Origin of the sequence: Alicyclobacillus suci (assembly GCF_017329615.1) — a bacterium.
Lineage (GTDB): Bacteria > Bacillota > Bacilli > Alicyclobacillales > Alicyclobacillaceae > Alicyclobacillus > Alicyclobacillus suci.
This window is the reverse complement of sequence record NZ_JAFMTW010000034.1, coordinates 26427-38439: the sequence shown is the minus strand read 5'-3', so window position 1 is coordinate 38439 and position 12013 is coordinate 26427. Positions and strand designations below refer to the sequence as shown.

The following is a 12013-nucleotide window of genomic DNA, read 5'->3' as shown; positions in this document are numbered from 1 at the left end:
ACCCGTACCCATCCCGAACACGGACGTGAAGACCTCGAGCGCCGAGGATACTTGGAGGGAGACCTCCTGGGAAAGTAGGACGTTGCCAGGCGAGAGAGAGAAGGGCCCTGAGGGGAACGCTGAGAAGGCGGGACCTTTGGGGCTCTTTTTGTGTTGGGGTAGAATTTGTGTTTCAGCCCCCTGCACGCGGTTCGTGAGGGGGCTTCGATGTGATGATCACAAAGCCCCACACGCGAGTTACGGTTTCTTTTGGAGTGAAATGAGCGCAACCAAACGTAGAGTGGGCCACGGTGCGGGGAATCCATGGGGATTCGACACGGTGGCCCACGCGTTGACAGGTGTGTTGAGTAGTAGCTGGTTAGCGCTTGATAAACATTGGCATTTGTTCTGCGCCACACATGCGAGCATAGACGAATAGTTGGCCCTTGTGGTGGATTTCGTGATCTTTGAGCAATTGCAAAGCGGCGCTGGCAGGAACCTGGTTGCCGAATAGTTCGATTGTGGCGTCGAGTTGCTCGTCGGGGATAGCGTCGATAAGGTTGTGCAATTCGTCTGTACGTTCACGGACGATGCGTTGCACACCTTCGATAGTCGTCAAGTCTGGCTTGTCGGTGATTCGTTCAAATTGGCCAGTGGCGGCGGCTGAGGCCATGCTGTGGCTGACCGAGAGGATGTGCCAGACGAGATCGGCTGTCGTCATCGCGCCATCCCATGGGCGGAAGCTGAGGTCCTTGTCCTTCATCGTCGCGATTAGGTCTGGAAGTACGGAACGGTGTGCCATGAATTGTTGTAAAAAGGTCTGTGCTTTTGTCATCGAAATGCCTCCTTGACCATGGATTCCCTTCATAGTTTAGCAAACTCCCTTTGAAAATCTAAAAACACAATTGCCAACTTGTGCTCATCCGTTACAATGAGGGAGGGTTTTTACCTTGATAAATAGGTTGCTCTTGGAGCCAGGATTGAAAGGAAGGCCATTGCATGCATATTTTGCAGGTCATCGTGTACGCGATTATGCAAGGCATCACAGAACTGTTTCCGATTAGTAGTGTGGGACACGCCGTCATTTTGCCGTACGTGTTCAACTGGAAGCAGTTTTCGGAATCGGATGTCTTTCTTCCGTTTGTCGTGATGCTTCATTTGGGGACAGGCATTGCATTACTGCTCTATTTTATTAAAGATTGGATTCGGCTGATTGCCAGCCTCTTCATCCGACATCGTCGGAATGAGCGTCGGCAGTTGTTGCTGATTATTGTAGCGACGATTCCTGCGGCGATTATCGGTAAGTTGTTTGAGACAAAACTGCAGGCATTGTTTCCGTCGGCATTGTCAGCGTCCATTTTTCTAATTGTCAACGGATTTGTGCTATTTGTGGCGGACGCGATGCGCCGCCGGAGACGCGCGACGAAACAACTGAGTGACTTGTCGTATGGACGTGCACTGATTATCGGGATTGTCCAAACGTTCGCTTTGATTCCAGGTTTTTCGAGGTCTGGTATCACGATGACGGCGGGCCTTTCCAGTGGGATGTCGTATGAGGATTCGGCGCGTTTCAGCTTTTTGCTGGCGACGCCTGTGATTTTGGGCGCGGCAGTGCTTGAGGTGCCGAAGCTAATGCACGCGGGCAGCCCGCAAATGATTCATGACGGGCTCTTGGGCGGATTGATTGCCGGCATTGTGGCAATTTTGGCGACCGCGTTTTTGATGCGCTATTTCCGCACGTCGGAAGTTCGGGCGCTGCGTCCGTTTGGCTGGTATTGTATTGTTGTTGGCGTTGTTGTCGCCATCATGGCTGGCGTGGGCGCGCATTTCTAATCTGTCGGTAGGCGGTTGTCCAAACCGCGGCCCCTGTGTGCACATAGCATGAGAGCAGCACTTGTAGCGCACAGACGAGCAGGGGGGCCGTAAATGAAGCACCGTCGTTTAAGTGTGGTCATCGCCGCACATAACGAGGCTCGAACGATTGGCCCGTTGGTGCGGCGTTTATTGCAATGGAATCGCAAACCAGAGGTTATCGTCGTGGCGAATGGCTGTCGCGACGGCACGGCGCGTATCGCCAAGGCCACCGGGGCGCGGGTCGTTCGTTTTACACATCAGCTTGGGCCCGATGTCGGACGCGCGATAGGCATTGGTCTGGCTCGAGGGGATATTGTGCTCGTTCTCGATGCCGATATGCTGATTCCGCTGGCGCAGTTGGAGCCGTTTGTTCGCGCGGTGGAACGCGGTGTCGACGTCGCCCTCAACCGCTACCCTTTTCCTCACACGAAACAATTCCACCATCAGACCGCTGTGGCCAAGCACGCTTTAAATATCTTCGCCAACCGAGCAGACCTGCGTGCAGCTAGCTTGACGGCGGTACCCCACGCTTTGTCGAGGAAAGCCATCGAGACGTTGGGGCCGATGGCCTTTTGTGTGCCGCCTGTGGCACAAGCGCGGGCCATGTGCACGTCAGGGCTCAAGGTTGCGTTGGCAGGCCGTGTGCATGTGGGAAAATTGAATCGCGTGCGCAGCGCTCTGCATTTGAAGGCGTATCGCGAACTGATTCTCGGTGATTGTCTCGAGGGGATGGCGGTCATCATTCGCGAACGGGGGATTCGGGCCGGGTTCACGGACTTGGGGCGGCGACGCGAGTTAGGTGACCGGTTGGCGAGTACGGTCGTCGCGCCGACGCGTGTGCGAGTCGCCAGTGTCATTCCGACGCAGGGTGAACGACATTTGCCAGAGCTTGTGGGCACGTTAGGGGCCTCGAATGTCGATTGCATCCAGTTGATTTGCAACGGTGTCGATGAGTCGATGGCCAAGGCGTATGAAGGAATGCCAAACGTATTGGTAGATTATCATCGCCAGCGGGTGGGGCACGATGTGGGTCGAGCAATGGGATGTTTGCAGGTTGAGGCCGACAAATATTTTATCACGGACGCCGATATTGTCTTACAACAGGGAGATATCTTGCCATTTCTGAATGCGCTGGATACAGGTGTCGATGTCGCCCTCAACCGGCTCGATGATATCTTGCCGAAGGCGCGTCAGACAGACCCGCCCTCCATCGTAAAACGCTTCCTCAATCTGGCTTTGGGCCGCAGCGATTTAGGCGTGTCCTCGCTGACAGCCGTCCCGCATGCTATTCGCGGCGATGCCGTTCGCACGATTGGTGCGGACGCGCTCATGGTTCCACCACTCGCTGAAGTGAAGGCGGTACTCGCGGGTCTTCGCGTGCAAGCGGTCCATGCGGTGGACGTCGTGAAGACCAACGCGTACCGGCCGCACCTGCACCACACGTCGGCAGGCAAGCCGTTGCAACAGTTGATTATCGGGGACTATATGGAGGCGATTGCGTATTTGCAAAGGCGATTGGGTAGTCGGGGGAATTTCCCGGACACCCTGCGTAGGCGTGATGTTGCGGAGAAATACATGCAACGAAAAGGTTGGTTGCAACAAGAGATGGGATAGGCTATGACCCAGTCTCCGTCGCTGTGACCAGGATGCCCGTTTAACGGGCATCCTGTTTGCGGCGAAAGATGAGATGTTCGAAAATGAGGACGAGGATGACGCCGACGATGAGGCCGTTGTCTAACAAGTAGCTGAGTACCGGTGGAATGCCGGACCAAGCCGTGGACGGGATGAAGTAGATACCGACACCCGTCAGAACCGCCAGGGAGATGACGAAGACGTCTCGCTGGTCAAGCGCCAGGCGTTTGTAATCCCGCAAGCCGAACCCGAGCAGTTGGGCGAATACCGTGAACAAAATGGCGTAGCCGACCGGGGAGGGCAACGTCGCGACCCACTGGCCGATAAACGGAAAGAACCCGAGAATTGCCACAGCTGCGGAGGCGATAATGAACGGCAGGCGAGAGGCGATGCCGGTCAGTGCGACAAGGCTGGCCGCTGCCGTCAATGGGACGACGCCGGCGACGCCAAAGATGCCGCTAAGCCCTGTGCCCACACCAGTGAGCAAGGTGCCACGCGTGTAGGCGCCATTGGAGGGGGTGTCCTCAGCTGCACTTGCGAACGCCTGGACGCTCGCAATCAGGTTTGAGAGCAGGATGATGGCCGTAATCACACAGGTTATCGTGACGCCAAGGTGAATCTTCGGTGGGCCGAATGGAAACAACGACGGCAGGGCGAAGACGGCTGCGTGGGTCTGGGGCGGATCGACCAAGCCCAAGGCCGCATAGAGTACCCAGCCGATGATGAGCCCGATGAGTACAGCGATGGATTGGATGATGCCCCGCCCTTTAAACATGAGCAGCAGCGTCAGCACCATCAAGAGAACGGACAATAGGATAATTTCAGGAGATACGGTGGAGCGGTTGCGAAAGCCAATGCCGAGTACGCCTTCGACCAGTGAACTCGATACTTGCAATGCGAGCAAAATCAGAAACGTCCCCGTGACCACCGGTGTGAATAGTTTACGAATCCACTTCAGGAGGCCGGTAGCGCCGAGGATGATGAAGACAATGCCGGCAATAATCAGGCCGAACTCTAGCTCCTGCAGTAAATTTGTCAGCGATTCGTGTTGTTGTTTGGTCATTTGGATGAGGATGAGAAAGACGCCCCACCACATACCGGCAGGCCCTTCGATAATCGCGTAGCGATGGCCGATGAGCGTTTGCAGCAGGCTGACAATGCCGCAGACGAAAAATGATCGCTCGGTGTACATGGCGATATCATGGGCGGACAGCCCAAACGCGTGCCCAAGGACAATGGGGACGGTGATGACGTTCGCCAGCGAAAAGACAAACCATTGAATTGATGCGAGCAGCAATGCCGCCCCCTTGGGCCTATCTTGTAAGCCGTATTGTAGTCCTTGCATGTCATGAACCTCCTAAGAATGAAGAAAACAACGTTCGTATGATATCATTCGGGAGGCGTATCTTAAAATTGTTTTGGTTCATCGAGAGGGTGAAATGGTATGGCAGAAGGTAGTATCGAACGCGCGGCCAGTGGCATCAAGCGGGGTGTGGTCTGGAGTTTAAGCGGATCCCACTTGCTCAATGACCTGGTGACAACTGGCGTCGTACCGGCGTTGTCCCCGTTGTATATGAGTACATATCACTTGAATTACACGCAGACCAGTCTTGTCGTTCTATGCTCTTATTTGACATCATCGATATCGCAACCACTCTTTGGCGCATTGACGGATAAATACCCACGTGCCTGGTTGCTTCCACTGGGTCTATTTTTATCTACCTTGTGTCTCACGCTGACGGGCTTTGCGCCAAACTTCGCCTGTCTGTTGATTCTCATTTCTATTAGCGGCCTCGGATCCGGCGCCTTTCACCCGGAGGCATCACGCGGCACGCAGTTGGCCTCAGGCAACGCCCGGGGCTTAGCACAGGCGATTTTCCAGGTGGGCGGCAACAGCGGCCAGGCGTTAGGGCAGCTGATGATGCCTTTATTTTTGCTCGCGATGGGCGTGCATGGCCTGCTTTGGTTTTTTATCGCCGTCGCATGCGGCTTGTTGCTCACAGGGCGGATTTACCCGTGGTACCGGGATAGCTTGCAAAGCAATCGCAAGCGTATGCGGGAGGCCGAGGGCGACAATCAAATCGGGGCCGTTACGCTTTTGGTCGTCATTGTCATCCTCCGGTCGTGGTGCCAAATTGGCATCGCCGTGTTCCTGCCCTTTTACTATCGGCAACAATTTGGCATGAGTTACAGTCTGGCCGATTCTTTCACGTTTATCTTCTTGGCGGCCGGCGCCATTGGTACGTTCATTGGCGGTATGCTGGCGGACAGAATGCCAAAGCAACGGATTTTGCTGTACTCGATGTTGTGCTCTGTGCCGTTTGCGCTCTTCTTGCCGTTTTTGCACGGCGCATTGGCACTGATTATCCTGATTCCGTTTGGCTTTTTTATTCTCTCGTCGTTCGCCGTGACCGTCGTGTACTGCCAGTACCTGTTGCCACGCAACGTCAGTTTGGCTTCCGGTTTGACCATCGGTTTCGGCGTGGGTGCAGGTGGTATTGGCGCGACGTTTTTTGGCGCGTTGTCGGACGCCGTGGGACTCAATGTCGTCTTTTACATTTTGATGTTCCTGCCAGTCCTCGGAAGTATTTTGAGCTTCTTCTTGCCGAATGACGGTGGTCGCCATACCGCTGCGTAAAGATTTTACATCCGTGGTTGTGAGAATCAGGGAGTTTATCGAATATCCAAGCCATAGGGCCCTTCTGGGCCCTATGGTGCGTTTGGGGGAGCCAGGTGGCTGTCGTGGAGGGTGGCACGCCCTGCAGGCTACGAGTGCTTAGCTCAGGCGTGGATGGCCAAGTATGCCCCAATTCGATTCGCCGCTTCCTCGAGAACCTCTGGAGCGTGCACGATGGCCATGCGGATGTGGTGTTCCCCATTGGGGCCGAAGGCCGAGCCAGGGGTGACGGCGACGCCCGCGTGACGAATGAGGTCGAGTGCGAACGAATAGGACGTCTGACCGCTTGGTGTTTGCGCCCAGACGAACATCGTGGCAGATGGCTTGCGGATCTCCCAGCCATGGCGCGACAGCGCAAAACACAGCGCATCACGTCGCCGCATGTATTCGGCCCGCTGCGGGGCGAGACCGTCCCACTCTGTGGTCAAGGCCGCGATGGCAGCGCGCTGGATGGGCAGGAAGATACCAAAGTCGATATGTGACTTTAGTTTGCGCAAGTGGCCGATGACCTCGGCGTTTCCGACCAAGTAACCGATTCGGCAGCCAGCCATGTTGAACGTCTTGGAGAGCGAATTGAATTCGACGGCCACTTCCTTCGCCCCTGGCAGGGACAGGATGCTGATGGCCGGCTGATTGTCGAAAATCAATTCAGAGTATGCGAAATCGTGGGCGATGAAAATGTCGTACTGCCGCGCGACGGAGATGACCTGCTCGAACATCTCGACAGTGGCGATACCCGCGGTCGGGTTGCTTGGGTAGTTAAGAATCATGAGCTTGGCGCGTTCGAGGACGTCTTGTGGGACGAGATCGAAATTTGGATGGAGCGTCTTTGCGTCGATTGGGATGGGGTATGGGATACCGCCACCCAAGCGGACGCTGCCTTCGTAAATCGGGTAACCTGGGTCTGGCAACAGCACCGTATCGCCGGGGTTCACGAGCGCCAGCGCGAGGTGGGCGAGGCCATCCTGCGAACCTTGCAGTTGCAAGACTTCTCGCTCGGCATCGAGGACGACGCCATAGCGAGCATAGAAATGGGCAACTGCTTGGTTGAACTCAGGCAGACCGGTAATCGTGTATCCGTAGGACGTCTTTGCAGAGGCGCTCTCGACGAGCGCTTTCATGGCGTGTGGCGGTGGGGGGAGATCCGGGCTGCCCACGCTCAAGTCAATGACGTCTTTGCCGCTGGCCAAGAGTTTTCGCTTTTCTAGCGCCAGTTCCTGAAAGACGCCTTCGTCTAGTTGGTTGAGCCGTTGAGATGGTTGAATCATGTGCAGCACTCCCCATGGTATAGTGGTGTCAGAAAGATTGAGTAAACCCCGGCAGACTTTTCTTGTTTCGTCGATTTTACCGTAGGCGGTTCAAATGATCATAGAGGCAATTACAGGAGTGTAATCACCGTGACTATGAGACTGGGTTTTCTTGCATCGTACAATGGTTCCAGCATGCAGGCCATCCTGCGCGCGATTGACACTGGGCGGCTGGCTGCAGAGGCGGCGGTGGCCATCAGTAATAATCCGGACGCAGGTGCGCTGAGCGCCGCGAAACAGGCAGGCATCCCCGCTTTTTGTTTGAATGCCAAACGCTGTGGCGGCGACGCGGCGGTTGACGGTGAAATTGTCCGGGTGTTACAGGCGCACCAAGTGGACTACGTCGTTCTCTCCGGGTATATGAAGCGAATTGGCAAGCGTACGCTGGAGCAGTTTCCACAGCGCATTCTCAACGTCCACCCGAGTCTTTTGCCAGCGTTTGGCGGACCGGGGATGTACGGCATGCGCGTTCATACCGCCGTCCTGGAATCCGGTGCGACGGAAACGGGCGCCACTGTTCATCTGGTCGACGAACTGTATGATAACGGCCGCATCCTCGCCCAAACGCGCGTTCCCGTCCTGCCAAGCGATACGCCAGACAGCTTGCGCATGCGCGTGGCTGCGACAGAGGGCGAGTTGTACATCCAAGTCCTTCAGCAGTTGATTCAAGCGCCTTAACTAGCGCAAGGCGGCTGCGCCGTCTTCTCGTTTATCTCAAGTGTAACGGCGACTGACGATTTTTCAACAGGCATGTGCGGGCGCCTTGAAGCACCGCACAGTCTCGGATGACGCGGAATACCTATGTTTCGAACGGCCGACATCGGTGGCGATGTCGCGCGCTGTGCCAATCCGCGGCTTTCGTCTGTCCAGCCGCCGATATTTTTATTGAGATCGAGGTGCTATCTGATTTGAATAGCTTAGTGCTGGATGAGAATACGATTCAGACGCTTGCAGCGAGGCATGAGACGTCAGCACCCCAGGAAATCCTAAAGGTCGCATTGGAGCGCCTACCGCGTGTCACATTCGCTTGTAGTTTTGGGGCGGAGGATATGGTGATTCTGGATATGCTGGCGCGCATGAACGCTCGTGTCAACGTATTCTACTTAGATACGCACGTTCTCTTCAAGGAGACTTATGCGCTTATCAAAGCCGCGAAAAAGCATTATCAACTGACCGATTTGACGCGGGTCGAACCGAAGCTCACGCTGACGGAACAGGCCAGGCAGTATGGGGAGGAGTTGTGGCAGCGTGATCCGAACCAGTGCTGTAACATCCGCAAGGTGGAACCATTGAAGCGGCATCTGCAAGCGTATGACGGCTGGATGACGGGTATCCGGCGTGATCAGGCCCCGACCCGCGCCCACGCTCAAGCGTTTGAAGCCGATAAAAAGTTTCACTTGGTAAAAGTAAATCCGCTGATTTTGTGGACAGATGAGGATGTGTGGCGCTATATTGACGATCACGACGTCCCCTACAACGCCCTTCACGCACAGGGATACCCGAGTATCGGTTGCGTCCACTGCACACGCCCTGTGAAGCCGGGTGAGGACCCGCGCAGCGGCCGTTGGGCCGGATTTGCGAAGACGGAGTGCGGCCTCCATCGTTGACCTGTTTACACGCGGTGGCACCTGTTCAAGTTGGACAGGGCCGCCCTTTTTGTTTACTAGAAAAAGATGTTAAACTACAAGCAATACATACGTTTTGCACGGTCAGGAGGATGCATCATGAAAGCTGTACTGATTCGCGAATTCGGGGGGCCCGAAGTCCTGCACATCGGCGAAATAGAAACCCCTGTGCCAGGTGCCGGCGAAGTGTTGGTTCGCGTTCGGGCCACGGCGCTCAATCGCGCCGACTTATTGCAGCGGCGCGGGTTTTACCCACCGCCGAAGGGAGCCTCAGAAATCCTCGGGCTCGAGATGGCCGGGGAAGTCGCGCAGGTGGGCGAAGGCGTGACCTCTGTCGCAGTCGGAGACAGAGTCTACGCGCTACTTCCCGGTGGGGGCTACGCACAATATGTGACCGTGCCCGCAGGGATGCTGATGAAGCTCCCGGATAGCCTTACGTTCGCGCAGGGCGCCGCGATTCCAGAAGCCTTTCTGACCGCTTATTTAAATTTGTTCTCCCTTGCCAAACTGGCACCGGGAGACACGGTGCTCGTCCATGCTGGGGCCAGCGGTGTCGGCACGTCAGCCATCCAGTTGATTCGGTTGGCTGGGGCGACGTCGATTGTCACGGCCGGCTCATCCGTGAAACTGGAGCGTTGCATGTCGCTTGGCGCGTCAGCAGGCTGGAATTATCACGACGGGTCGTTTGTGCCATTCGTCGAAGAACAGACTGATGGCCGGGGGGCCGATATCATTCTCGACTTTATTGGCGCGTCCTACTTTGAAGATAATATTCGGGCGCTTGCGGTCGATGGCCGCTTGCTGCTCATTGGGACAATGGGGGGCACGGAAGTCCAAAACGTCAATCTGGGTACCCTTTTGGCACGCCGGTTGCAGGTCATTGGAACCGCCCTCCGATCTCGCTCGCTCGCGACCAAAATCGAATTATCCCAGGCCTTTCAGACATTCGCGGGGGATGCACTCGAACGCGGTGAAATCGCTCCGGTTATCGACTCGGTGTTTGACTGGCGCGAAGTGCAGGATGCACACAGATACATGGAGGAAAACAAAAATATCGGGAAAATCGTCCTGAGTATCGCTGACTAAATCGACGCGGGCGCCTGGTGTGCGGTAAGTCCCCTAGCTAAATGTAAACGATATGGGGGCGTGTGCCGCGAAGACGTCGATATTGCCGACTTCGCGGCACGCCTCTGGGCGCTAAGTGAGCGATTGACTGGGGCTAAGTTTACCATCTAAACAAAGAAGGTTGCACATCGTGATGAGGCTTCGTAGGGTCGACTTGAAATCTGTCACGCGCGTGACTAAACCAAACGCGTTATGATGGAGGTAGTCAAAGGCTTTGACTCAAACCCCGGTCGACCACCAAATGTATGGAATTTACCTGTAGGGATTCCGTCATTCGGTGGTATTTTTCTATTGTTTGTCTTTAGGCTTTGGTTATCTCTCATCTATAGGCCTCGTTTTGCCGTCCATCGGTAGACGTTCCACAAAGTACCTATTCCCCGATTTTTTTGTAAAAGTTCTGTTTTATCTCTTTTGGCATATTCGGATCCATCGTATCGATGGTCGTCTTTAATTGCGGCCCTAGTAATCCTTTTGCAGCTTGCCATGCGTCTTCTTCGCGCGATGGTTCTTGTAGAATCAGATAAATCCTGCTCTTCCACAAGAAGAACTTCCCAGCCAATGCAGCGTCGAGCCCTTTGAGCAATTGCAATCCGCGATTGCAAAATGCATTAGCCTCTTCAAAGCGCCCCTTGTAAAATTCGGCCCGAACAAACTCTTCGCACAATTGGGCTTCTGGCAGCATCATGTGATTCGCTCGATAATACTCTTGGGCCTCGGCGAAATACTTGGCTGCCTTGTCGAAATCAAGTTTGTCCAGCCAAAGTATACCAAGCCCGTGCTGAATGTGTATATACCGATTGAAATCCTTGTGCAAAAAATACTTACCAGCAAGCATTGAATAATGCTCGGCAGCCGACCATTGTCCAAGATATCGGCAACACACGCCTAGCCCTTGATGTGCGCGGGCCCGCAGTGCTTCGGGCAAGTCGGCTAGTTCAAGCGCCTCTTGCAGTTTCTCGTACGCAGCCTTGTAATTGAGCGTCCGAATTAAGGTACTGCCCAGGCTGATTTTAATTCGTCCCAGCAATTCGTTGGGCAAGTCGCGTTGTTCCAGGCCTTTGTATGCTAAAATAGCCTGATCTAACATTCCTAGGTAAAAATACGTATTGGCTCTGCAGAGCAGCAGATCGACATTTTGGGGAAACTCTTCGTCCAGCGTCCCCATTAAAAAGATGGTGTGATTGATTGCTTCTAAGAGTTCAACGTGTTGATTCAAATTCGGCAATTGAATCCTGGACCATTCCAGCACGCATTCTATCATGGATTCAATTGCTTCGACACGCACGCACAGCGTAAATGCTTTACGAACCAGTTGAATGTCTTTTGTCTTGCGCACGTTATCGAGCATCTCACTGACTTTTGAAATCACTTCCATATAATCTGTGAGTTGGCTGAGTGGAACTTCCAAACGCGTTGCGAGAAGCGCGAGTGTCTCGACAGGTGGTATGATTTTACCGCGCTCGATATTGCTCAAATACGACCGGTCAAACAGACCATCAATCAATTGTTGCTGTGTCAATCCCTTTGCAATGCGGAGACGTTTAATTTTGCTGCCTATCATCTTCAATCTCCTTATGCAAATAGTCACGTGCGTGAGTGATTTGCGATGTTGTAAGATTGAATGAGAAGGAAATGGACACCTCTGGACCTTAGTGCGAACGTCCCCGTGGTCGCACTCGCCCAAGCTGATGTTGACTAATGCTGCGCCATTGCCCATTATTTATACCCATCGCATGTCTACAAAAGGTTGCTTTGCTTTCCTCCTTGCACAACATGATTCACCACTCTTACTTAATATTACCACATCACTGCGT

10 protein-coding genes and 1 rRNA gene are annotated in these 12013 nt (G+C 54.4%); 7 read left to right on the top strand and 4 right to left on the bottom strand.

Annotated elements, in window-relative coordinates:
• A 5S ribosomal RNA gene (rrf, locus tag J3482_RS14785) occupies nucleotides 1-91 on the top strand; the annotation flags it as partial.
• A gap of 267 nt (nucleotides 92-358) precedes the next feature.
• On the opposite strand, the gene J3482_RS14780 is transcribed toward rrf, so the two are convergent.
• Complete coding sequence (locus J3482_RS14780) at nucleotides 359-814, bottom strand: DinB family protein (RefSeq protein WP_188332380.1); 456 nt, start codon at nucleotides 812-814, stop codon at nucleotides 359-361.
• 164 nt (nucleotides 815-978) lie between these two features.
• Between J3482_RS14780 and J3482_RS14775 the strand changes: the two genes are divergently transcribed.
• Entirely contained in the window at nucleotides 979-1812 is an 834-nt protein-coding gene (locus J3482_RS14775; RefSeq protein WP_146824605.1) for an undecaprenyl-diphosphate phosphatase, read from the top strand.
• 93 nt (nucleotides 1813-1905) lie between these two features.
• A complete protein-coding gene (locus J3482_RS14770; protein ID WP_206922618.1) occupies nucleotides 1906-3447 on the top strand; it encodes a glycosyltransferase family 2 protein in 1542 nt (513 codons plus the stop codon).
• Nucleotides 3448-3487: 40 nt separating this feature from the next.
• Here the strand turns inward: J3482_RS14770 and J3482_RS14765 are convergent, their stop codons facing one another.
• Nucleotides 3488-4810: a purine/pyrimidine permease gene (locus J3482_RS14765; RefSeq protein ID WP_146824607.1), complete on the bottom strand. Its 1323-nt coding sequence runs from the start codon at nucleotides 4808-4810 to the stop codon at nucleotides 3488-3490.
• A gap of 99 nt (nucleotides 4811-4909) precedes the next feature.
• Here J3482_RS14765 and J3482_RS14760 point away from each other — a divergent pair, with 99 nt between their 5' ends.
• Complete coding sequence (locus tag J3482_RS14760) at nucleotides 4910-6103, top strand: MFS transporter (RefSeq protein ID WP_146824608.1); 1194 nt, start codon at nucleotides 4910-4912, stop codon at nucleotides 6101-6103.
• A gap of 143 nt (nucleotides 6104-6246) precedes the next feature.
• Here J3482_RS14760 and J3482_RS14755 read toward each other — a convergent pair whose 3' ends face one another.
• Entirely contained in the window at nucleotides 6247-7410 is a 1164-nt protein-coding gene (locus J3482_RS14755) for an aminotransferase class I/II-fold pyridoxal phosphate-dependent enzyme (protein ID WP_206919508.1), read from the bottom strand.
• A 135-nt stretch (nucleotides 7411-7545) separates the two neighbouring features.
• Between J3482_RS14755 and purN the strand changes: the two genes are divergently transcribed.
• The 3 genes from purN to J3482_RS14740 all read left to right on the top strand — a co-directional run bounded on the left by purN (nucleotide 7546) and on the right by J3482_RS14740 (nucleotide 10160).
• Complete coding sequence (purN, locus tag J3482_RS14750; protein WP_146824620.1) at nucleotides 7546-8127, top strand: phosphoribosylglycinamide formyltransferase; 582 nt, start codon at nucleotides 7546-7548, stop codon at nucleotides 8125-8127.
• Nucleotides 8128-8357: 230 nt separating this feature from the next.
• The gene (locus tag J3482_RS14745; protein ID WP_223204302.1) at nucleotides 8358-9056 is read left to right on the top strand and encodes a phosphoadenylyl-sulfate reductase; all 699 of its coding nucleotides are present in this window, start codon (nucleotides 8358-8360) and stop codon (nucleotides 9054-9056) included.
• Nucleotides 9057-9173: 117 nt separating this feature from the next.
• Nucleotides 9174-10160, top strand: a complete 987-nt coding sequence (locus tag J3482_RS14740) for an NAD(P)H-quinone oxidoreductase (protein WP_146824609.1) — start codon at nucleotides 9174-9176, stop codon at nucleotides 10158-10160.
• A gap of 409 nt (nucleotides 10161-10569) precedes the next feature.
• Here the strand turns inward: J3482_RS14740 and J3482_RS14735 are convergent, their stop codons facing one another.
• Nucleotides 10570-11760, bottom strand: a complete 1191-nt coding sequence (locus J3482_RS14735) for a helix-turn-helix domain-containing protein (protein ID WP_188332382.1) — start codon at nucleotides 11758-11760, stop codon at nucleotides 10570-10572.
• Nucleotides 11761-12013: the final 253 nt, after the last annotated feature.